This is a genomic window from Bacteroides sp. MSB163, from assembly GCF_036416795.1.
In the GTDB taxonomy this organism is placed as follows: Bacteria; Bacteroidota; Bacteroidia; order Bacteroidales; family Bacteroidaceae; genus Bacteroides; species Bacteroides maternus.
In genome coordinates, this window is sequence record NZ_CP143867.1 from 3831416 (window position 1) to 3855268 (window position 23853).

The window sequence follows — 23853 nt, forward strand, 5'->3', positions numbered from 1 at the left end:
GAATACCAACTAACTAACAATGCTTTGAGTATAAATTGGTAGGTTGATTTTTCTGATTTACTGAGTATTTCAGATTGATGTGAAATTATTCTGATATTTTATATTTTCCTAAATAGTCGATGAACTCAACTTCATTATTACGTATTCTCAATAGTCGATGATCAAAATCACTTCCAATTTTGTCTCTAGCATCTAACTTTATATTTTCAATTTTTATTTCACGAGATGATATAGGCTCGCATTTTTTGTAATTATATATGGTTAAATTGATTCCATCATTGTGGAGTGAACTGCTAAAGCGAATTCCGTCATATCCTAAACTCTTAATATATTCAGAGATAATTTGAGATGGGATATAGTCATCTGGATTATTGGTAGGAAATGAGAATGCGCCTTGAATGTATGATAATATTAATTGTTCTTTGGATTTTGCTCTATCTGGAATTCTGTAATCGATGACCAAATCTGCTAGAGTTAAATTTTCTTTTACGGTTATTTCAGCAAGATTTATATTATCGGTAAGTAATGGACGCACTTCGAATATGGCAGTAACGGGGCTTTCTGCCATATATAAATACCGGATAAATTTAGGGTTGGCTCGCCCGTCCCGAACAAAATTATGATTGGGAGGAATAAATGATGCTTCTTTAACAAGACCTCTAAATCGATTGGATTCATTAAAATATCCACTATGATTATTGTTCTTATTACAGAATATTTTTAAAGAATGATCTTTGAGGGCCTTTTCATCAATGATACGAGCTCTATAATATATTGTATTAATTTTAATATTGAGTGTATGCTCTGAAATGTATTTTTTTAATATTTCAAGCAATGGATGAGTGATGAAGAATCTATTTTTGTGATAAACTTCATCTTTGAAAGAATTCCATAATTCATAGGTTTCTATTTCTAATTGGGTTCTATTATCCATAATTTATGAAGAGTATTTTAAGCGTATGAAGCTATGTGATTTAATATAACTTGGAATTTTAGCACTGTATATAAATGTTGAAAATATAGGTAACGATTTAGTTACCAAAGCCTTGCTTTAAGTTATACAGTTTTGCATAAAAATAAATAATTTTGTATACAAAGATAGGGAATAGTTGAATTGTAAACAAATATATTCATATGTGTTTTTAATTGAAGAAATTACTATTCCAGTGTCATAATAAAAAACAAGTGTTTTTTACCTTTTTAATATTTTGCTATATGCAAACTGAAAATCAATCATTTCTCTATTTGTTTCTGCCAAATTTTAATTACTTTTGCAAACAAGGTCTTTTCCATAGAGCAAGGACAAAGCACAGTAAAAAATAGGTTAAGGTTCAAGTATCTATTACGCTTGCTTTTCATGAGGTTGCTGCTCTTCTTATATGTAAAAGAACTATTTATGAGCCTATATTAGTTGCTTGTATGAATGATACACAGTGATAGAAGCCGAGATGTAAGCTCTTAAATTGAAAGACTCATGTGTCAGAGATAAAAAATAAAATACACCGTTAAGCAAATATTGCTACAAAAAATATTAGTGAATCAATTATGGTGAATGAAAACCTTTTAGCTACATATTCATTACTATCTTTTATAAGAGATACGTATGGCAGTGAATGTAACGAAAGTCTTACACAACTTTTCGTTCCATTAATTAAGGAAACTCTAAATAGGATGTTACGGAAGAAGGGGACAGCAATAATGGGTAAAGACTATTCTGAGATTTTCGATTCTGTAAGAGAGAATTTTCAAATAGAAATACCAATTCCTGTGATTATTACCTTAATGCCACAGGTTTGCAAATATTCGGGAGGTAGTTTTACTCTAAATAGTGATCATTCGTTTATTATTGATTCAGAATGTACATCTACGATTACTGAAGATTATCAAAACCAAAAAAAACTAATAAAAAAACTAGCAAACAACTACAAAATCTATTGTAAGGGACGCAATGTACCTTACGATTTTGAAGAGCTTGTGACTTTTATTCAAGATCAAAAGAATCGAATCTTTAACGATCAGTCCACTGCCATCTATAATCAATCATATCACGTTTCAAAGTATGTTTATGATAGAATAAAAAAGAAAGACTTTTATTTCGATATCATTTGTAGCATTTATCTTGGTGGAATTATTTCCTCTTATTTTAAATTTAAAATAAAAGATCGTATTATTGATACAGAATTATTAGTTGATACCAATTTTTATATCAGTTTAATTGAACTTAATACTGAAGAATCTTATGCTGCTTGTAAACAATTATACGACTTGACTATTGCGATGGGATTCCGTTACTCAATCCTTGAAACAACAGTAGAACAGATTCGTATTTTATTATCTAGTAAAGTCAGACAGTTTAAGTCTAAAGATTTATTTGCAACATTGGATGTTGCTGATATACTTTCTGCATGTGGTAGACGCGGTCTGGATCGCTCTTTTCTAGAAGCATGCAAGGATAATCTGAAGAACGATCTTTCAGAAAAAGGAATTTCTATTGTATACAACCAGAATATTCGAGCACTTTATGAAAAGACGGGTAAATCAAAAGATTTGCAGACTCTCACCAATATTCGTGGAAATAGAGAAAGTGCTTTTAATGATTTATTAGCTCAGGAATATGTTGCGTATAAACGAAAAGATAAAATTATAGCAGAATTTAACGATGTGAACTGTTGGTTTTTAAACAACTCCTATTCTGTTAATAGGAAAGAAAAGAGCCTACCTGTCTGGCAGAGAATTAGCATTACTGCTTCTGATTTGCTTGTGTTACTATGGCTTGCAAATCCGTCTCTTTCTATTGGAAATAGCAAAAGTATGCTTGCAATGACAAGTCTTTCTGCTAATGTGATTAAATACCGTTCTGAACATTATCCGTCTCATAAGGTTATTTGCAAAATACAAGATAGAATTGCAAGATTACAAATAGAAAATAATATAAGTGAAGCATCTATTGCCAAGTTATGTATTAGAATGTCAGAAGGTGAAATTGATCGGAATGAAGCTGATAGATTATTAACATTGTCATCTCCGGCGTTGTTAGAATATATCAATCGAGCTACAAAGAATGAAGATATTTATCTCGAAACTTCAGAAAAGAATGAGATATTATCTAGTGAAAACAATTCTTTAAAAGCCCAATTGGAGGATAAATGTATTGAAAACAAACTTATGAAAATGAGAGTATGGGGAGTGGCATACGCTATTATTGTTACTGTAGTCTATTGGTTGGGGATAAAATATGTGAATCCCAGTCCAATAACTTGGTATGAATATTTGGGTCATATAATATATTGGCTTGTTACCACAGTTTGTGTAAATTGGTATAATCACATGTACTTTGTGAATGGTATAATTTCTTTTTTCAAGCGAGATTTGATAATTAAGAAGATTAGTGAAAATTATCCTGTATAAATTCTATATTTTGTAGTGAGGTGAGATGGGGGAATATTCTGAATAAGTTTCAGTAGATGATGTGTAGATATTTATTTAGGTGTTTAAAATGAGGTGAAATAAACTTAGTTCAAAGATATAAGCGAGAATATTTATAAAGAAGCTATTGATAGATATAGTGATTAATATTCTTCGTGTTCGCCTACTTTGGGTGTTTAATAAAATTTTGAGAATAGAGAACGATATTACCTTGCATTAAGAATTCCAATGTAAATATAGGTGTTTCTTAAATTTATAGTGATTACTTTTGTAGGTATTTATTGTATTATCTAATAATAAACGCAATATTAAATATTTGCTTCTTTAAGAATGGCCGGAAATTGTTTCTGGCCATTCTTTTATTTCATTTTGTCGTTTCCTGTCTTTTTTTGGCGGTTGCTCAACGGTTGAGTAACCAACGGCCTTATAATATCTCCGTAATATTGCACCGTAAACAATAAAAACAAGGTCATTATGAACAACAGAAGAACTGCACCGGGTGGGCAGATGACCCACATGCTCAGTGCCATACTCGCCAAAGTAACCAGCATTGAGAAGTTATTGGCTCCTGCCATACATAACTTGCCCGACAGCGAGATACTGGATTCAAAAGGCGTGCGCCTGCTTACCAAGATGTCCGACAGGACACTTCTTAGACGCCGCAATGACGGTTCGTTGCCTTTCCACCGTGACAAGGGGAAGATTTACTACCGCCGTTCGGACGTGCTGCGTGCCATGCTGCTGGAAAAAGAAGAACACTTTAAAAATAAAAGGTTATGAGAAAGATGATTAAGGTTGAAAGCGGCTTGTTCGCCGCACTCGTGAGAAGTTACAAGAAGTCCCTCAACATGCTGGCCGTGCTGCAACATATCTGCGAGGACAACAGTGTCGAACTCTCCATGCTGCCCGATGAGGTTTGTGAGCTGATAAACCTCGACCCGGCAGAGATTGAGAAACAGCGTCTGAGCGGGCGTCTGCGTTTTGCAGAAGAGGAGAACGGGACCAGGCATTATTCGATTGTGGATATAATCAATCTGAAGGATTCCATTGACTGGAAGGTTATTAACAGACAGGTGGAGAGCCTTTCCTTTGAGGAAGAGGAATGACGGAATGGCTTTCTTCCCTTTACAGACAAGGGTATGGCCGGCAGGCCGGATTTATCCGGATGCCGGCCATACCTTTGTCCTTTCCTGAAAAGCGGCTCTTTGCGGCAGACTGCGGAAGCGCAGCTTCCGGGGTTGCCGCAATGTGCCGCGGGAAACTTAGGATATTTTTTTCAGCCCGTTTGACGGGGCGGCAATTTTCATTGGGGGGACGTGCCTCGCTTTCTGTGACTGTTCCGGTCCGTCATCCGTTCCGTTTTCATGCCCGCCTGCCGGCTTTATGGTAAGCTGTATTTTCCGGTTCAGCGTGGCAAGCTCTTCATTCAGCCGCTTGATTTCCGCATCCTTGGGCCATGAGGCCGCCACAATCTCCTGAAGGACCGGGATGTCCTTCGACAGCTCCGCGTTCTCCTTCTCCCGTTTCTCTATCATGGCGGGAATGCGTTCCAGCGCATTGATGAAGTTCGTGACGGCCAGTTTCGGGTCTTTGGCAATATAACCGTTGTTGTAGGTATATTTGATGCCGTCCAGCCCCTCGACCATGAACTTGTTCTGCAAAGCCTGCATGTCCCCCTCACAGGTCCTTTCGGTACGGACAAGGATACGGAAATCGAACAGGGTCCCGATTTTCATATAGTCATCCTCCGTCCGGGCATTCCGGTTGATTGCGGCAAGCCGGTTGCCGAGTACCTCGATATTGTTCGAGTCCACACCGTCCAGTTTCAGGGGATTGGGACGGAGTCCGGTTTTCGCATCTGCGGGGGCCACCTTGTTGAAATATTCCCAGTCCCTGGTGAAACGCCCGATAAAGGCATTGTTTTTTTCTATTCCCGAAGTCCTTTCATTCAGCTTGCCTTTCGCGTTTCCCTTGTTACGGTGGAATGCCTGCCTCTCGCTTTCGAGGACCGCCAGTTTCTTGTCCAGCTTCGCCTTTTCCAGCAGGTCGTCGTTGCCTGAAAGGATGGCTACGTATTCGCTGAAACTGCCGCCTCCGTTTTCGTCAATCGCCCCCTCGTCAATGGTACGGGCGGCCAGATTGCGGCTTTTGAGCTGGTTGATGAACACCTGCTTGTTTTGCAGCAGGTTGAACTTGTAGCTGTCCAGTGACTTCTCCACCGCATAGATATAGCAGTCCACCTTGTTGCCGGCGTACTGCTTGGCAATAATATTGCCTTTTCTCACCGCACGTCCGTTGCGCTGCTCCAGGTCGGACGGCCTTCAGGGTATGTCCAGATGATGGATGGCCACGGCACGTTCCTGCGCGTTGACACCCGTACCCAGTTTCTGTGTCGAACCGAAAAGGAAACGGATGCGGCCCGAGTTTATGTCCCTGAACAGTTCCTTGCGTGCGTTGTCGCTGTTCGCCTCCTGAATGAACCTTATCTGTTTCTCCGGGATATTGTGGTCTTCCACGAGCTTGCGTCTGATTTCACTGTAGATGTTCCACTGGTCCGGCTTATAAGTGCTCAGGTCCGAGAATACGAACTGTGTGCCTTTCTGGTCAAGATATTTGTAGTAATACTCCGCAATCTTGGCCGCGCAATGGGACGCCTTGTTTCCCGGACTGTCGCCGTATTCAGGGTCTATCAGCCGCATGTCAAGCGACATCTTGTTCGAGTAGTTGGTGGCGATCAGCATCTGTGCCTTCTCCTCCGCCTCGGACAGAGGCTCCCTGTCTATGTAGGTCGCATCCCCGGTTTCAGCGAACTTTATCAGTTTCTGAATGAAAATCTCCTGCTGGGGAGTAGGCGGTATATGATACAGTTGTTCGTTGAGTTCCGGCCTGTCAACCCCCACGTCTTCAGTGGTCTTGTAATCGGTTATCTCCGCATAGAAATTGGCGAGTTCCGGCACCTTGATAAAATAGCGGAAACGCTCTTTCTGCACCACCTGGTTGGTCACTGAAAATTCAAAGTCCGTGCTTTTCTTCGCATAGACTGCGGCCCAGCCGTCAAAGCAGGTAATCCCCTGCCGCTCCATTTCCTTCGGACGGAGATACTTGAAAAGGAGATAGAGTTCGGTCAGGCTGTTGGAGATGGTCGTGCCGGAGAGGAAAGTGGCCCCCAAATCCCTGCCTGTACGCTCCTGGATGGTGCGGATGGCGAAAAGCATGTTCATGGCCTTCGTACTTCCTTCGGGATTGCCCAGGCCGGAAACCCTCGCATGGCGTGTGTTGAACATCAGGTTCTTGAAATTGTGCGATTCGTCAACGAAGAGGTGGTCGATGCCCATCTGCCTGAAATCTGTAACATCATCTGTCCGGTCCTTTATATCCTGCTCCAATTTTTCAAGTTTGGCTTCCAGGTTCTCCTTCCTTCTTTCCAGCCCCTTCTTTATCCAGCCGGTCACTTCATTGCCCTGCTGCTCGAATACGGCGAGGTTCTCTTCGATACTCTCAATTTCCTGCGTATATATCTCCTGCTGTATTTCGGGGGACTGGGGTATTTTTCCGAACTGGTCGTGCGTCAGGATGATGCAGTCCCAGTTGTTGTTCTTGATGTCATGGAATATTCCGACGCGTTTCTCCGGCGTGAAGTCCTCCCTGCCCGGATACAGTACCCTGGCATTCGGATAGGCCCTCCTGAACGTGTCGGCTATGTCATGCACATTGCTCTTGAGTCCGATAATCATCGGCTTGTTCGCCAGTCCGAGACGTTTCATCTCAAAGGCGGCCACGCACATGATGAGGGTCTTGCCCGTACCTACCTGATGGTCGATTATCCCGCCGCCGTTCATCTTCAGCATCCAGACGGCGTTCTTCTGGCTGCCGTACAGGGACGGTATGCCCAGTCCTTTCAGGTCAAGGAACGGGAAACTTTGCAGGGAGCCGTCGTAATCGGGACGTACATAGCAGTTGAACTTGCGGTTGTACATGTCCGCAAGGTTCTGCTTGAACTCGGGCAGCTGCTCGTTCAGCCAGCCGGTGAAGGCGGAGCGTATCTCGTTGATTTTGGTGTCGGCAAGCTGGATGGCCTCCGCATCACGTACCTTTATGTCATTGCCCTCCTTGTCCTGAACAGTCTTGGTTATGTCGGGGACGGTGTTGTGCAGCGCATGTTTCAGCAGGTCATTGCCGTAATAGCCTCTCTTTTCCCCTTTCACGTAATATCTGTCGGTGATGTTCGCGTTGCTGCTCTCGAAGCTCACGCTGAACTCGTCGATGGATTCCGTATAATGGATACGGGCCTTTGTCTCGAAGAGGTATCCGGCGAACTCTTCATATACGGACATGGGTATCCACCGTTCCCCCAGGTTGAAGTCAAGCTGTTCAAAACTTATAGGCTCCGGTATGGCTTTCCGCAGGGCTTCCAATGATTTTTTGCCTGCATCATCATCGGGATGGTCTTTCAGGTAGTTCTCTATCCATTCGGCTTTGGCTATTACATTGCCCGCAATGAAGCGGTCCTTGATTTCATGGTTCTTCATCATGGGATTGTAGAAGATGCGCTCTTCCAGCTGTTCGAGCAGTTCCTGCCTGCCGATGTCGCAGAGATTCTCCATATATTCCAGATTGACCTCGCCGAACTTGTTCAGGGATGCCGCAAGGGCTTCCTGCGGAGTGTCCACATGTGTCACCTCGTTGGCGTTGAACGATACGGGCACGGTGAATATGTCCGCCTTCTGTATCTTCCCGTTGACGGAACGTTCCAATGAGAGCATTTCCCGTCCTCCTGCATCCATCAGCAGGAACTTGGCGTTGTCCTTTCCGTTCAGCTCCCTGAACATGCGGTGGAAACGGTCATACTGCCGGTTCAGTTCCTCCCTTAGTTCCGGCTGTTCGGTTTCCGTTTCGGCTTCCGCATTGTAGAGATTGTGGTAGGCTTCCCGAAGGGGGATGTAGTAGGCGGCCCGGTATTGCTGGGTGACAGTCAGCCTGAGCGGATGGAACTGTACTTCGGGAGTGCCCACTCCCTGCAAATACCCGTATTGCTCACCGGCTTTCACGAGAGAGCCGTTCTTGTATTCGGGACGTATCTCTCCGGTAAACGGACGTGGTTCCATTTCCTTCTTCCGCTCTTCCTCGATTTTTTGTCTGCGCTCCTGCCATCTGGCTTCCGCTGCCGCCCGTTCCCCGGTCATGTCTTCCTGCGTGGCGGCTTCATCGTACATGTTCTCTTGGGAGAAGAGATTGAACATTTCCGGTTCATCCCCTTTCTTTTTGCGGGATGCCGACGGTGCCCGGCCTGGCGAAGGTCTGCTTTCTACCACTTGCACCTCCGTTTGCTCTTCATCCGCATAGGCGGCAAACAGGTTGAGCATGGGTTCATAAGGCTTGGTGGAAAGGAGACTTTTTTCCTGCATCTCCTGCCGGTGCTCCACTGCTGTTGTTTCCGGTGGGATTTCCGGTCCGGTTTTCAGGATAGTGGAAACGGTGGGACGGGACAGGTTTGCCTCATAAAGTTTCCGGTCAAGATGGTTTCCCACATCTTGCGCCAATAACTGCCTGAGATGTTCGGAAATGGTGCCGACACCTCCTTCATGAATAAAATTCATGGCCGGTTGTCCGTACATGTTCTTGCCCATGGATACGGAAGTATGGACGATATGCTCTAAATCGGCATAGCTGTTGTTGATATGGATACCGCCGGATATGATGCGGGTCTCGATAAAGTTCCGCTCCTTTTCGGTCAGTTCCGATTTTCGGGTGTTCTTCTGCAACACAATCAGGTCGCTGCCCACTTCCGTACCCGCATCAACAAACAGATTGTCCGGCAGACGGATGACGGAAACCAGGTTGGCATGGTTCACCAGCCATTCCCTGACGGGGCGGTTCTGTGGCGAGTCCATGACACCCGAAGTCGTGATGTAGGCCAGTATCCCGCCTTCACGCAGCGTATCCATGCCTTTGAGAAAGAAATAGTTGTGTACGGCGGCAAGTGAGAATTTACGCACGGCGTCTTCACTCCGGTCAAAATCCAGGTCATAAACTCTGGTATTTCCAAACGGGATATTGGATGAGACCACGTCGAAATAGTTGTTATAATAGGGCTGTATGGACTGGAAACCGTCTATGGTCACCCTGCTTTCCGGATAGAGGGATGAGAGTATCCTTCCCGTCAGCCTGTCCTTCTCGAAGCAATGGATTTCGGGAACATCCTTCAGAGTGCTGATGAACATGCCCGTTCCGGCGGAAGGGTCAAGAAAACGTTCCGGACGGATTTCCGGTACCAGCAGTGCTTCCTGCATGGCCGTTACCACCGGCTCGGGTGTGTAAAAGGCTGTGAGGACGGAACTTTTAAGGCTTTGGACGTATGCCTTGTATTCTTTCCCGTCTTTGGAATACTCACGCAGAAGTTCATGCAGCAGCCGGACCTGGGGAAACAGCTCCCTGTCTGTCCTTCATTTTTCTATGTCCGTGTCTTTCTCCGCCGGATTCAGGATGCACTTCAACCCTCCGAAACCCGAATAACCGTTCAAGACCTTGCGTCCCTGTTCCGTAAGACAGAACTCCGGACGCATGAGTATCAGCTCAAGTGCGGCTATGTTATCCGCCAGATGTTGTCGTCTGTTATATGCCATATCGTTCTATATAGGATTGTATGAAACCTGTAAGTTCAACGGTAAGTGTATGATAGGACGGGGATGATTCAAACCTGTCGTCTATGGGGTATTTGCCGAATATCGCCTCTGCGGGCAGCAATACCTTCAGACAGAAATCCGTCCGTCTTTCGGGCTGTACTTCGGGAAACCACTCCGATACGGCCTCGAAAACCGCATCGAACCGGGAAAAGCGCAAGTCCTGATAGAGAACCGTGTCAGCCAGTTCCAAAGCCTGCGTAACAGATAAGCCCTCACGTATGGCGTGTTCGTAAGCCTCTGCGGCACTGTCCGCACGCTCCCGGATGAAAGCCTTGTCATCGGCCATGTGCGGGTGACTTTCTCTCAAATAAAAAAGGAGAGCTGTCTCAAAATAGGACAATTCTCCGGTTGCGGTATTTTTATCTTGTATAGTCATTTGTTTTCACTTTAAAATGTTAATCGGATATTAGATATATACCCGGCTGCCATAAAAGAGAACCGGGTATATATCTGATGTAAACATGAATAATCTGTCTGTTACACGACTGAAAGGCTCTTTTTTGACCGGGCCTTTACAGACGCCACATGACGGGGTGCCTGCTGTTTCACCTCCTTTTTTCTGTCGTTCTTCTTACTGTCAATGGCAGGCTTGTATTCACGGGCGTTACGTCCTATCAGCAGTTGGTTGCTCTTGTTGCTGAAGCGTACATCATCGGAAAATAGCCTGCCTTTGTAGCGCATATTTTCAACGAACACCATTTCATGGTTCTGGAGCATCTTCTTCTGCTCCGGTGTGATTTTGGCACCCATGATAGTGTCGTTGACTTTCAGTTGTTCACCGGACTGTTTGAAAGCGATGTCCATTATTCTCGGATCGACGAAAGCAACCCCGGAAAGTAGTGTGTCATTTTTGCGCTGTATGTCGTTGATGGGAAGTTGGCCGCCTGACGCGAGGATTTGCTTCTGTTTGTCATCCAGCCTTTTCCCGTAGATATAATCGGGTATCTTGATGGCATCCACGGGCATGGTTATGATACGGTTGCTTGGTTCATGGAAAGATACATAACAGTTGCAGACCGTTCCTGTATGTGTATCCCTCATCTCTTTGATTGCCCCCAAAGTTCCGGTGTCTTTAAGCGACTGCTTTTCCTCGTCCGTGAATACTCCTTTATAGGCCGGAAGGTCATACTGCGGTTTGTCGAGCCTGCTTAAAGTTTTCAGTTGCACCTTGCCGTCCTCCCCTTTGACACAGAGGAAACAGGCTTCTCCCATATCCTTCTTTTCACCGTTCACTTCCTTGCTGATAGGGAAAGCCATTGAGGTAATTCTTCCTTTCAGCATCTCACCCATGCAGTGGTTATCAAACAAGAGTTGCTTGTCAACTCCCAATGCGGCGAGTTCTTTCCACGGAAGCTGGTGCTCGTCGAACTTATATCGGCGGGCGAGTTTGGCGATACGACCTTCATCGTTGAGTTCGCTGTTCTCCACCAGTTTTTTACCTTCCACTCCGGGGTCTTCCCCTTTTCGGATCTGGACAACGGCGTTCAACGTCTTGTCCAATGCTGCGAGAGGAATAAGGAAAAAACTGAAACTCGTGGGATTTTCGTACTGGTTCTTGAAATTCGTGAAGAATAGTTCCAGTGGTGAGGTACGGTCCAATTTGAGGAAACTGTTGCTGTTCTTCTTGTCGGGTGGCACGATTTCGAGACTGCCGTCCTGCTCGTTCATTTTGGAAACGACTGCGGTCTTGTTTGTTCGCTTGTCAAGGATGGCCATTACATGTTCGTCCTGACTCTGTTCTTGTTGTTCTTGCTTTTTCTTAACCATAAAATCAATAATTTAAGTGATACAATAATTAATAAATACCGGGTAAACTTTAGTCCGTCGGTGCGAATGTAGGATATTAGTTAATAGTATGTTATAATTTTGACAGTATGGGGAATGAATGGCGGTATTTGGCATTTTTTGGCGAGTAATGCAAATAAGATTCAGTTATTGTAATACAAAAAGTCAAGAGGATTACAGCCAGAGGATTATTGTCTTACGGTATCATTGTACATAAAATAATAAGAGCCATCTAATTTATGTTTGGAATGATAAAATATATATTTTATCTACTATCTGCATTTTGCAAATTGAGTTAGCTTATTTGATACTATAGTTGGAATCTGCGTGAAGATGTCGTTTGTATTAATTTTGTTCTCTGTGCTAACTGGAACAGATATAGAAATATTTCCTTTAAAAAAAAGACAATATAGTAAATTGACTTGAACTATTTTCAATATATTTGCATATTACATCTACTATTTGGAGTATTACGAATGATATAAATCGTATAAAAGTTATTCTGGTGGAGAAGAATAAAATAGGAAAATGGTTGGCTATGCAATTGGGGAAAGATCCTTCTACCATATCCAAATGGTGCTCGAATACCATTTAACCACCGTTAGAAACACTTGATCAAATTGCAGTAGTACTTAGAGTAGACAGAAGGGATTTATTAAACAAAAGTCAATATTGAACTTAGCTATACAAGAAGATGGCAACTAATACATATATGTTAGAATATGATGCATTTATCCGATCAATAAAACAAAACAAGAATGTTTCTCATGCTGTTTTGTTAGGGGCAGGAGCATCAATTTCTTCCCAAATACAGTCTGCGGCAGATTGTATTTGGGAGTGGAAGCGTGATATATATTCTTCCAATAATCCCAATACGACTTTAATTGTATCAAACTTCAGGTCTGAAGCCGTTCGTAGGAGTATCCAAGCATGGCTTGATGCGCAGGGAGAATATCCTTTAATGGGATCTTCTGACGAATATTCATTTTATGCGGAAAAAGCTTACCCTATTGAGGCAGACAGACAAAAGTATTTTGAACAATTAGCATATAATAAAGCACCATATATTGGATATAAGCTACTCTGCATGTTGAATAATGCAGGGATTGTTAAATCTGTGTGGACAACAAACTTTGATGGGTTGACCGAGAGAGCTGCTCATCAAATGAACATTACACCTATATGTATAACTTTAGATGATCCAGAAAGAATTTTCAGAAATGAGAATTCTCATGAATTATTATACATAGCACTTCATGGTGATTACAAGTATTCAAAATTAAAAAATACAAATCAAGAATTAGACACACAAAACAATATCTTTAAAGATGCTTTAAAACGATATTTTGTAGATAAAAATTTAATTGTAATGGGTTATAGTGGCCGAGATAAATCCTTAATGAATGCTTTGAAAGAAGCATTCTCACAACCAGGATCAGGTCGCTTATATTGGTGTGGATTTGGTGATGATATATGCAGTGAAGTAAAAGACTTAATTGATATTGCAAGAGTGAATAACCGCATTGCCTACTTTATTTCAACAGATGGGTTTGATAAGACTATACTTCAGCTAAGTAGGGCCTGCTTTGAGGATGACATAGTTAAACAGGAAGAAATAAAGAAACTAATAAAATCTACAATAAAGAAAGACGAAACCAAGACTAGCTTTAGAATAGAATCTCCGCGTGATGATAAATTCGTAAAAAGCAATCTCCATCCTGTGGCTTTTCCGAAAGATGTATATCAATTTGAAATAAAAACAAATGGAGAACATTTATGGAATAATATAGACCAAATTATAGGTAACAATAGAGACATTGTTGCAGTTCCATTCAAAGGGAAAGTATTTGCTGTTTCATCAATAGCAAAAGTAAAAGAAATATTTGGAGATTATCTTAAGGGAGATATTCTTAAAGATCCTATAGGAGTAGATGATATACGAAAAGTTTCTGTCTTTCAACGTCTAATGATGAAGTCTATATTGATAGGTATTTCAAAATCAGCCAATTTAGAGACTGATGGCAAGTGGAAATTATGGAAGAAAACAACTTCAAAGAAAGCTGTTAATGGTATTGAGTATTTTATAGCTGATGCTGTTGAATTATCGTTCTTTTTCGGAAAAGATACCAAATTCGCATATCTTAGTATTAAACCAACAATTCACATCTATACTCTTTCTAATGAAATTATTCCAAAAGATATTAAGTTACAATTTACGAAAGAGAAATTCGACAGATTATATAATGCACAATATGATCAGGCATTGGAAGATTGGAATAGTCTAATCTTCCATAATAACTCTCTGCGATTTACTTTTCCTATACTGACAACGAGCGATATGAGTTTTTCAATATCCAATAATGTGGCTTTTTCAGGAATTAAAGTATTGAATGACAAGTATAAGTCATATCCAATCAGTATGGAGCAAAAAAAGATTGTTTTTAAAGGTGTTGAGTTTTTGGAGCCACAATTACTATTTCAGAATAAAAATAGCGACTTCAAATCTAGAGATTTTCATCCAATGAGAGGCTTGGTAAACCATTATCCATTTGATTATCAGAATAATGGAATTACCAATACCTTCAATGTTGAATTAGGCGTATTATGTCCTTCAAAGTATTCTACTCGGTTATATGATTTTCTCATGAAATTAAATACCCAGCATAAGGCTCCAGAAAAGAGTGAATATATAATTGATTATATTGGATTCAATCAAATATACAATATACCAATTGAAATTCCTTTGATAAATGGTGAAAAGTGGATAGATGTGAAATTCAGCTCATCTACATCCATCAAGGATGGTGCATTGAATTTAGCTCGGACTATTTGTACCAAAATAGAAGCTTTGCATGAGAGTTATAAAGCAGATATGACAATTGTAATCTTTATTCCCAATGAATGGCAACTATATAGACATATAGAAGAAGATACGTGGGTATTTGATTTACACGATTACATAAAAGCCTATTCGGCACAAAAACGAATAAGTACTCAATTTATTGAAGAAGATACGCTGAATGATTCTTTAGCATGCCAAATTTATTGGTGGCTATCACTTTCTTTTTATGTGAAATCACTCAGAACCCCATGGGTATTAAATACAAATGATAATGAGACAGCATATGCGGGTATTGGCTATAGCGTTAAGAATAATAATGGTGAAACCTCAATAGTATTAGGATGTAGTCATATATATGACTCACATGGACAGGGATTGAAATATAAATTATCAAGAGTACAGGATTGCTATATAGATAATAAACGTAATCCATATTTATCTTATAATGAAGCCTATAATTTTGGAATTTCGATTCGAGAATTATTCTTGCATTCTATGGAATATCTACCCAAACGAGTTGTTGTACATAAAAGAACTGAGTTTAAGCCTGATGAAATAAATGGTATTGTTGATAGCTTGCAAATTGCAGGAATTGAAAATATTGATTTGATTTCAATAAATTTCGAGAGAGAAGTCAAATTTATGTCCACCAAGTCGAATTATGGTAAATTGCAAATTGATAATTTTCCAATTAGGAGAGGAACATGTGTTGTTGTTAATGATTATGAAGCATTACTCTGGACACATGGGATAGTTCCTTCAGTCAAATCTGATAACAGAACTTTTTATTTAGGAGGACGTAGTATCCCAAGCCCATTGATAATAAAAAAACACTATGGGAAATCAGATATCAATGTAATTGCAACAGAAATATTAGGGTTAACAAAAATGAATTGGAACTCATTTGACTTATATACAAAGCTACCTGCAACTATAGATTCATCAAATCAAATAGCTCGGATTGGTAATCTATTAACAAGATTTGAAGGTAAAACTTATGATTATCGATTTTTTATCTAATAGACTTCTTGTAGGTTTGTTTTTTGCACATGCGTTGAAGGATAAACTTCCGTAAAGTCTAATATATAATTTCACTAGTGTCCTATTAAAATAGGGACACTAGTGAAATTGGTTAATTATCTTCCCCTCCCAACAAATGTTTAAGTGCTGGATCATTCTCTATGCGAATCAGTTCGTTCTCCACCAGTTCGACAATATCCTGTTTGATTTGCCGGTAGTTCGCTTGTATCTGCTGTTCCATTGTATCATTGCCGTTCTCGTCCAGAAAGCTGCTGATTTCGGGAATTGGCTGGTAGGCCGCCGTCTCTTTCTGTACTGCTTCATTATCCACCACTATCTGCGCATGGAAAATTTTCTGTTCTATTGTCTCTCCGAAATTGTCAGCTACGGCACCGACAAACATGCCCTGCGAAAGTGTACTGATTTTGCTGGCAGGTATCAGGCTGTCCAGTTGCGTGTTGATGGAAGTAGAAATATCGTTACGGTTGATGCTCATGGATTCCCTCTTTTGTAGAATCTTTCCAAACCTTTCTGACAAAGTTTTCGCTGTTTCACCTACCACTTGGCCGCTAAAAACATTACCCACAGTTGACATGATGACGGCGGCCTCCTTGTCTCCGTAATCGCGCTTTAGCTGGCTGAAATCCTGAAAACCTAACACGACCGCAACCTTGTTGCTTCGTGCCGTGGCAATCAGATTATCCAGACCTTTGAAGAATATGGTGGGTAACTCGTCAATAATCACACAACTTTTCATTTGCTTTTTCTTGTTTATCAACTTCACAATACGGGAGTTATACAAACCTAAAGCTGCTCCATAAATAGAAATTCTATCGGGATTGTTGCCGACACATAATATTTTGGGTTCTTTGGGATTGTTGATATCCAACGTAAAATCACTGCCGGACATTACCCAATATAATTGCGGGCTTATCAGTCTTGACAGTGGAATTTTAGCGGATGCAATCTGGCCCATCAACTGTTCCGCAGCACCGCCTTTCCATGCGTCAACGAACGGACTCAAATAATTCTCTAAATCAGGATAGCTTGTCAGAATGGTGAATACGTCTTCATACCTTTTATTAAGTAATTCAATGGCATGTGGGAATGTGCAATACTTACCGTTTTCATACAACTTCAAAAACCAGATTATCGCAGTAAACAACACTATCGGAGATTCCACAAAGAAGTCTCCCTGCTTTTGCACCCAACTTTTATTCAGGTTCAACATGATGGTATAACTGGATTCATACGCATCCGAAATATCCGTCATCAGTTCGGGTGCCAACGGGTTACAACGATGGCTTTTTCTTGGATTGTCGAAGTTGATTACATAAAATTTGGGTGGTATCTTATAACGGTGTCTGTATTTAATCAGATGGTTATAAGCGATAACCGACAGGTCATCAAACTTGAAATCGTATATGTAGAGCGCATAGGATTTCTCGATGGTTTGCTTGATAAACTGATTGACAATCGCATAGGACTTCCCGCTCCCTGGCGTTCCTAATATCATTGTTGCTCGAAAAATATTTACAAGATTGATAAATCCGTCGTATGTCTTCCCTTTATACCAGAACTTTGTCGGCAGATTGACGGAATACTCGTTTTCCATGAGTTTTGTTTCCTGCATGAAGGATTCATTCTCCCGGTTGAAAACGTCCTCTAACAAGTTGTTCTTCAACAGACGACTTATCCATAAACCGGATGCTAACAGACAGAAGAAACCACTGATTAAAGTCGTGACATACAATACCGCACACACATCTGATGATGCACTGACGGACAACAACCACCAGTTCAGGAAAAAGAGTATAGTGCCCGCTATGGCCGCAACAATTATCTTCCTTCATGTGATTTCATGCTTCTTTACCCCCTTGTTACCCATACAGGACAGACCGAGGAAGAGGACACAAAACAGTTTGGTGTAAAGAAGCACTGAGAACAGTCCGGTGGTACGCTGGAAATTGGACAGTATCTTATCCACTATATCGAGCGTTCAGCCCATTTCTTGTAGCCAGCCGTAACAAAACCAATAGATGTGTATCGCCAAAAATAAAAAACTGATGGCCCGCATAAAGTCCGTGACTTTGGCAAGACCTCTTAAATCATCTTCATTCTGCATAATTGTAACTATTAAAATTAGACTTCTTGTTCCATACATTATTATATTATAACCTGCGCCTGCGCTTCTTCTTTTTCTTGCGCCCGAAGCGGAAAGCCGGATCGATGTACTCGTGCGTATGGTCATCTTCCATGAGTACGGAGAAAATGTCAATGGCACCGAGTGCGGACGTATCAATCAGACTGCCGGACGGTTCACTCTGATAGTTGCCTTGATTTTCCTGCTGCCGGTATTCCTCCCTTTCCTGTCTTTCTTCCGCATCCGTTTCCCGTTCCTGCCGGGGCGTATCCTGCTCCGGTAGTGGTATCAGCCTTGTACGGTCCGCATCCGGATTGTTGAACAGTTCGTTGAATACATTGGCTGAAAAGGCTTTGCCCAAACGCGAGCCGTTGAACACTGTCCGGCTGGTATGGTCTATGAAAGTGATACCGTACAGGCGTCCTTCGGGATTGATACGGTAAACCACTTCTATATCCGCATCTTTCAGCTTGCGGGCAAAATCCTCTTTCGTACTTATGTCCTGCATGGCTTTGACTATTTCCTGCCGTGCCCTTTCGGCAAGGCTGTTCCTTTTCACCTTTTTGGCAGAAGCGGCAAACTTCTTTTGCAGGGCTTCATAATCGAATACTTTTCCGAATTTGCTGGATTTGAAAGGCGTTCCCGCCTGCTGCCTGTCATCGTCCAAAGCTCCGTACATGATGCCGTGATATTCCTTTCCGTCCACGCTTCCCCTGACTTCGTAAACAGTGACATTATACAAATTCAGAAGGGTGTTGTATTCGGCAAGCGAATGGCAGTTGTAACATTCCAGTAGAGTACGGGCGGTATGCTTCACCTGCGCTTTCACGTCACCTTTCGGATAATCCACTTTTTGCAGGGATAGTAATTCCCTTTCATTGTGTTCTCCGAGTGTGGGATGAAGGCCGTATTTCACTTCCATATCCCGACAGATATTCTGTGCCCGGATAGCCTCCCGGTTGTGGTCTATCTTTTCTCCCTTCTCGTTGATGCGTACCGAAACGATGTGCATGTGTTTGCGGTCTATGTCTTCATGTAGTCATACGATATAGGGCTGGTTCCCGTAACCGAACTTTTCCATGAACTCCTGCGCCAATACGGTCATTTGTTCTTTTGAAAGAATGTCTTTCGGGGATGGATTCAAGGAGATGTGGATAACCGGTTTCCTGACGTGCGAGTTGAGTGCGATATAAGGCTCGAAAGCCTGCACGCAGTTTTCAATCGGCACATTGCCGGAAGTGTCCGCCGCTATTTTCGGGTGTCACAATACCTTTGCCGTACCGTCGTCCACCTTTATTTTATTATAGGCAATCACTCCGTAAAACGAACTGCCCGATGTGATATTCGGTACCATGACGTTATTCCTTTTTAGTGAGATACTCCTTTTCGTATCGCTTTGTAAGTTCGATAACCTGCCTGCATACTTCTTCCAGTTTACGGGTTTCTTCAGCGAGTTTGTAGAGAAACGCAAGCGATTTCTTCTCCCCGTAAATGGTATGGATGGTCTTTACACATTGGTTATAGTTGTTCCCGATGCGTCGGAACTGCTGATAGAAAGCGGTGAGCTGGGCATAATATTCCTGCGCTTCCTTATCAATCTTCACTACCTTGAACTCTCAACCGAAGATACGGGCGAAGATAAATTCGGCTTTGTTTTTCATGCCCGATTGCTCGAACATGGAGATAAACTTTTCGTTCTCTCCGTCATTGAGACAGAGGTAATAGCGGTGCGTGCGCGGGTCTGCCAGCACCTTGCGCCCTGCGGCGCCACGGATTCTTGTTTCATCTTTCATACATGAATAATTTAGGAAGTTCGACTTAGGAGAACTGACATCCACGAAAGAACTTTCGGGGAGAGACTTTCAGCGGGTGGAAATATTTTCAACCGCTGAAAGTACACCTCGCTATATGCTGACGCATATTAAAATCCGGCTGAGCCGGATTAAAGGTCTGAAGGATTTGTTTGACGTTCTCTTTTCGAGAACGGGCTGCGCTCTCCCGGCGACAAAGGTAGATAGTTTTTTCGGTATGGCTATTACCCGGTATCCCGCCAACAGCCGCCAATAAATGACTTTGAAACCACACGTACATTACGGATGCTCTTTTTGAGGTTTATTTGCAGCCGGATAGCTATTCAGCTACTTATTTAGATAGATAAAAAGGTAGTTATCAGGATAGCTATCCGGACGGTTTTCTATCTGAATAGCTTTCTATCTGAATAGCCATTTGATTAAGTATGTTTTCAGACAAGCATTCATAAAGCTATATATCCGCTTATGCAGCTATACATTTATAAAAATGTATAGACAAGCAAGTGGATATTCGGATACACCGTTATTCAGATAAATGGACTATTAGCCGAATATTTATGCAGACAACCAGATAGCTATATAGCCGGATAGATAAATAGCTATATAATTATAGCTATGTAAGTATATAGCTAAATAGACAGATAGCTTTATAGCTAAGTAACTATATAACTATAAAGCTAAGCGGATAATGAAATGACAGAACGAATAAGCGGATAGATGTCTATCTGCTTAATTATCAATATATCAAATTATTCACTTAAATTAGGTAACAATGGAAAAGAGACAGAAAACAGTATTCGTTTCGTTCGCCTCCCAAAAGGGCGGTGTGGGTAAATCAACATTCACCATTTATGCGGCATCGTGACTGCATTATGTGAAAGAGTTGAACGTGGCAGTGATGGATTGCGACTATCCGCAACATTCGATTATCAAACAGAAAAAACGGGATATAGAAGTGGTGAAGACCACACCTGTTTATCAGAACCTCTTGGTAGAGCAGGCCGGACGATTGAAGAAAAAGGCTTATCCGGTCATCGGTAGTAACCCGGCTGATTGCATGGCGGAGTGAAGGGCATTTGAAGGGAAAGCGGATACGCATTATGATATTGTACTGTTCGACTTGCCCGGCACAATGGGCAGTGACGGGGTGATAGCCGCAATCAGTGCGCTCGATTATCTGTTCGTGCCGATAAAGGCAGACCGTCTTGTGCTGGAAAGTACGCTGAACTTTGCGACCACCATTAATGACCGGCTGATAAAGACCGGCGTGTCCTCCCTGAAAAGTCTTCATCTGTTCTGGAACATGGTTGACCGCAGGGAGCGCACGACCTTGTATGATGTGTATCAACAAGGCTTCTCCCTGTTAGGGCTGGACTGCCTTGGAACACGTATTCCAGTGCGCAGCAACTTTACCAAAGACTTGTCCGTTACCGGCGGCCCCGTTTACCGGAGTACGCTGTTCGCTCCCGATGCGGCCTTCACCAGAGAGTGCGGCTTCGATACGTTCATGGATGAAATCATATCTGTACTTAAAACCGAATAGTCATGGCAAAGAAAACAAGCAGACAGAATCCGGTGGATGAAGCGTACCTGCGTAGCTTAATGGCGGGTGTGCCTTCGGAACCTGCCTTATCTCCGGTCCTTTCCGTTACCGGAGAGACCTGCGGTAAAAGAGAAAACGCCTTATTCGATGAGAAGGGTAAAAAGGTTAATAGTGTGGACGAAACGGCAGTTAACGATGTGAACGAAACAGTGGATAATGGTACAAATGAAATAGTCCGGGATATTTCCGGTGCAGATGATACCAACTGTTCGGAAGTCGTTACGGACAGACCGTCACCGAAAACGATTCGCACGACACTGGCTGACTTTATCCGTAAGTTCCTCACACCCTATAAATGCGAAGGCAGACAGGGGGTATATATAGACAAGGAACTGCACCAAAAGATATCGGTCATCGTGGGCATTGCCGGAAAACGGCAGTTGACGGTAGGAAACTACATAGACAATGTATTGAAAGAACATTTTGAGAAACATGCGGATGAGGTGAAGACTTATCTCCAAAAGAGTTATAACAAAATATTTTAGGTTATGGATATACAATCAGGTTACTATGAAGCCGGAATCGTTCTCTTCTGGTTGCTGTTCGCCTATCTGTTCATGGACAAGTTCCTGTTCAGAGGACAGCTTGGCGAAATATGTTTCGGTAAGGCACGCCGCCGCATGGCAAAAACCTTGCGGAGCATAGCCGGATGGTTCGATCCGGTAAAGGAGGAACAGAAGAAAGGACGCAGGCGCACGAAAGGGAAAACGGAAAAGAAAGAGGTTCCGGTGGTATCGGAGTCTGAAAAGAGGAATATTCCGACTGCAAAAGCGGAAATGAAGGATGACGAAAAGGTAGAAGCTAAGAAAAAAGCAGAAGGCAAAAATATGGAAAAACCACCCCAAAAACAACCTGAAACGGACAGCCTTGTCGTTACAAAAAGCTATGGTACACGCCAACAGCCGCCAATAAACGCCATCGGTTCCGGGGCTATTGCAGGTAAGGAAAATGCCTCTACTTTTGCTGACAGAACCGAGGAAACAATGACGCAGAAGGCTGTACAAGTGCCGCCTGAGCGCATCCCGGATTTGTTCCGGGACAAGCGCGTGGAAGAGTGGCGGGCTTTTGAGGCCGACAGTTCCGGCAGGCTTGAGGATAATAAGGGACAGACTGAAAACGGTGACGACGTGGATACCGACGAGTTGAACGAGGGACTGGAAGATTTGAACTGTGCCCGTGAAGATTATCTGGGCAGTGCAGCCGGTATCGGGCCGGAAGAGATTGACCTGATTATCGACCTCTGCAATGGCAAGGATATTCCGACAGACAAACGATTGTCCCTTTTAAGGGCAATCCACCATATCAAAGATACGCAGATTGAACGTTCGATACTGGAAAGCATCAATGGCAGCGACAGCCGTATCAACAAATTTCTGGATGAAGCCGAACATTTGAATGAGGCTGCTCCGGACAGTGACTAACCAATTAAAAAAGGAGGTAACAATGGCAAGAGGTTATTTTGATACGGGTTGATGGCCCGTATCACTATAAAGAGAGAGATTCGGTAGAAAACCAACAATAAAACGTATCATCCATGTTTATGACGTATTTCGATTCAAGTTGACAAACGGTGGTTTCCCGTCATAAGGGGAAACCTATTAACTCCCAGAGAGACAATCATTCCATTAACTTATCCATAAAACGACAGTGGCAATGACAAAAAGCTATTATGATTCGGGATGATCCGCATCCCGCTTTCAAGAGAGAATTAACAAGAATGTTTCACCACCAAATCAAGTGACAATGCAAATGGCATATTATGACTCCGGCTGATTTCCGGCCGGAACTTACCCCCTGAATCAATAAACCATAAGCGGCTGCGGGCTGCCTTATGGGGATAGTGAAAGGGGCAGTCCGTGGCTTTTTTAATCATTTTAAAAATCACGGAAATAAATGAAAAAGAAAAGATTGATTATGATGCTGGCCGCTGTTGCAGCGGCAAGTGCGGCAATGGCACAAGGAAACGGGCAGGCAGGTATCACCGAAGCGACACAACTCGTGACCGGATATTTCGATCCCGGCACAAAACTGATTTATGCAATCGGTGCTGTAATCGGCCTCGTCGGTGGAATCAAGGTATATCAGAAGTTCAGTTCGGGCGACCCCGACACGAGTAAAACTGCCAGTTCGTGGTTCGGAGCCTGTATCTTTCTGATAGTCGCCGCCACCATTCTGAGGTCGTTCTTCCTCTAAAAACATAAAAAAGACAATAACTTATGGCTGATTTTGAAATAAATAAAGGGGTGGGCCGTGAAGTTGAGTTCAAGGGACTCCGGGCACAATACCTGTTTATTTTCGCTGCCGGCCTGCTTGCCGTATTCGTGATGTTCGTCATCATGTATATGGCGGGCGTCGGACAGTGAATCTGCATCGGTTTCGGAGTATCGGCGGCTACGATACTGGTATGGCTGACCTTTACGCTGAACCGTAAATACGGTAGCCACGGGCTGATGAAGCTGTTCGCGGCCCGGCAGCATCCCCGGAGAATCCTCTCACGAAAACGTATCATACGTCTGATCAACAAACAACAATCGTAAATT

General features: G+C 42.6%; 15 protein-coding genes and 5 pseudogenes. 11 read left to right on the forward strand and 9 right to left on the reverse strand.

Annotation, left to right across the window (positions count from 1 at the left end):
• Window positions 1-85 precede the first annotated feature (85 nt).
• On the reverse strand, window positions 86-934 hold the full coding sequence (locus tag VYM24_RS14475) for an RES family NAD+ phosphorylase (protein WP_016278513.1): 849 nt from the start codon (window positions 932-934) through the stop codon (window positions 86-88).
• 611 nt (window positions 935-1545) lie between these two features.
• Here VYM24_RS14475 and VYM24_RS14480 point away from each other — a divergent pair.
• The 3 genes from VYM24_RS14480 (at window position 1546) to VYM24_RS14490 (ending at window position 4532) form a co-directional block, all read left to right on the forward strand.
• A complete protein-coding gene (locus VYM24_RS14480) occupies window positions 1546-3408 on the forward strand; it encodes a hypothetical protein (RefSeq protein WP_016278514.1) in 1863 nt (620 codons plus the stop codon).
• 492 nt (window positions 3409-3900) lie between these two features.
• Entirely contained in the window at window positions 3901-4206 is a 306-nt protein-coding gene (locus VYM24_RS14485; RefSeq protein WP_016278515.1) for a MerR family transcriptional regulator, read from the forward strand.
• Window positions 4203-4532, forward strand: coding sequence for a hypothetical protein (locus tag VYM24_RS14490; RefSeq protein ID WP_016278516.1), 330 nt, complete (start codon window positions 4203-4205; stop codon window positions 4530-4532). Before VYM24_RS14485 ends, VYM24_RS14490 begins: the two co-directional genes overlap by 4 nt.
• Before the next feature lie 156 nt (window positions 4533-4688).
• Here the strand turns inward: VYM24_RS14490 and VYM24_RS14495 are convergent, their stop codons facing one another.
• The 5 genes from VYM24_RS14495 to VYM24_RS14515 all read right to left on the reverse strand — a co-directional run bounded on the left by VYM24_RS14495 (window position 4689) and on the right by VYM24_RS14515 (window position 11876).
• Window positions 4689-5666, reverse strand: coding sequence for a hypothetical protein (locus tag VYM24_RS14495; protein WP_025076640.1), 978 nt, complete (start codon window positions 5664-5666; stop codon window positions 4689-4691).
• 81 nt (window positions 5667-5747) lie between these two features.
• Window positions 5748-9716, reverse strand: coding sequence for an N-6 DNA methylase (locus VYM24_RS14500; RefSeq protein ID WP_122287921.1), 3969 nt, complete (start codon window positions 9714-9716; stop codon window positions 5748-5750).
• 153 nt (window positions 9717-9869) lie between these two features.
• Window positions 9870-10049, reverse strand: coding sequence for a hypothetical protein (locus tag VYM24_RS14505; protein ID WP_016278431.1), 180 nt, complete (start codon window positions 10047-10049; stop codon window positions 9870-9872).
• The gene (locus VYM24_RS14510) at window positions 10039-10485 is read right to left on the reverse strand and encodes a DUF1896 domain-containing protein (protein ID WP_016278430.1); all 447 of its coding nucleotides are present in this window, start codon (window positions 10483-10485) and stop codon (window positions 10039-10041) included. The genes VYM24_RS14505 and VYM24_RS14510 overlap by 11 nt, the downstream gene beginning before the upstream one ends.
• A 101-nt stretch (window positions 10486-10586) precedes the next feature.
• Entirely contained in the window at window positions 10587-11876 is a 1290-nt protein-coding gene (locus tag VYM24_RS14515; protein WP_016278429.1) for a DUF3945 domain-containing protein, read from the reverse strand.
• Between the two features lie 487 nt (window positions 11877-12363).
• On the opposite strand from VYM24_RS14515, the pseudogene VYM24_RS14520 reads away from it, so the two are divergent.
• Together VYM24_RS14520 and VYM24_RS14525 are read left to right on the forward strand one after the other, a co-directional pair.
• Window positions 12364-12570, forward strand: a pseudogene (locus VYM24_RS14520) (helix-turn-helix domain-containing protein).
• An 18-nt stretch (window positions 12571-12588) separates the two neighbouring features.
• Complete coding sequence (locus tag VYM24_RS14525) at window positions 12589-15756, forward strand: SIR2 family protein (RefSeq protein WP_025076639.1); 3168 nt, start codon at window positions 12589-12591, stop codon at window positions 15754-15756.
• Window positions 15757-15868: 112 nt separating this feature from the next.
• Here the strand turns inward: VYM24_RS14525 and mobC are convergent.
• The 3 pseudogenes from mobC to mobA form a co-directional block, all read right to left on the reverse strand.
• A pseudogene (mobC, locus tag VYM24_RS14530) lies at window positions 15869-17881 on the reverse strand (conjugal transfer protein MobC).
• Between the two features lie 46 nt (window positions 17882-17927).
• A pseudogene (gene mobB, locus VYM24_RS14535) lies at window positions 17928-19109 on the reverse strand (conjugal transfer protein MobB).
• A 148-nt stretch (window positions 19110-19257) separates the two neighbouring features.
• A pseudogene (mobA, locus tag VYM24_RS14540) lies at window positions 19258-19692 on the reverse strand (conjugal transfer protein MobA).
• Between the two features lie 892 nt (window positions 19693-20584).
• Here mobA and VYM24_RS14545 point away from each other — a divergent pair.
• The 6 genes and pseudogenes from VYM24_RS14545 to VYM24_RS14570 all read left to right on the forward strand — a co-directional run bounded on the left by VYM24_RS14545 (window position 20585) and on the right by VYM24_RS14570 (window position 23850).
• Window positions 20585-20779, forward strand: coding sequence for a hypothetical protein (locus VYM24_RS14545; protein WP_025076634.1), 195 nt, complete (start codon window positions 20585-20587; stop codon window positions 20777-20779).
• A gap of 63 nt (window positions 20780-20842) precedes the next feature.
• Window positions 20843-21253, forward strand: coding sequence for a ParA family protein (locus VYM24_RS14550; RefSeq protein ID WP_016278420.1), 411 nt, complete (start codon window positions 20843-20845; stop codon window positions 21251-21253).
• Between the two features lie 2 nt (window positions 21254-21255).
• Window positions 21256-21798 carry a DUF3408 domain-containing protein gene (locus tag VYM24_RS14555; RefSeq protein ID WP_016278419.1) on the forward strand — a complete coding sequence of 181 codons (543 nt, stop codon included), beginning with the start codon at window positions 21256-21258 and terminating at the stop codon, window positions 21796-21798.
• A 3-nt stretch (window positions 21799-21801) separates the two neighbouring features.
• Complete coding sequence (locus VYM24_RS14560) at window positions 21802-22734, forward strand: hypothetical protein (RefSeq protein ID WP_016278418.1); 933 nt, start codon at window positions 21802-21804, stop codon at window positions 22732-22734.
• A gap of 472 nt (window positions 22735-23206) precedes the next feature.
• Window positions 23207-23506 carry a DUF4134 domain-containing protein gene (locus tag VYM24_RS14565; RefSeq protein ID WP_009860229.1) on the forward strand — a complete coding sequence of 100 codons (300 nt, stop codon included), beginning with the start codon at window positions 23207-23209 and terminating at the stop codon, window positions 23504-23506.
• Window positions 23507-23529: 23 nt separating this feature from the next.
• Window positions 23530-23850 (forward strand): annotated as a pseudogene (locus VYM24_RS14570) (DUF4133 domain-containing protein).
• Window positions 23851-23853 lie beyond the last annotated feature (3 nt).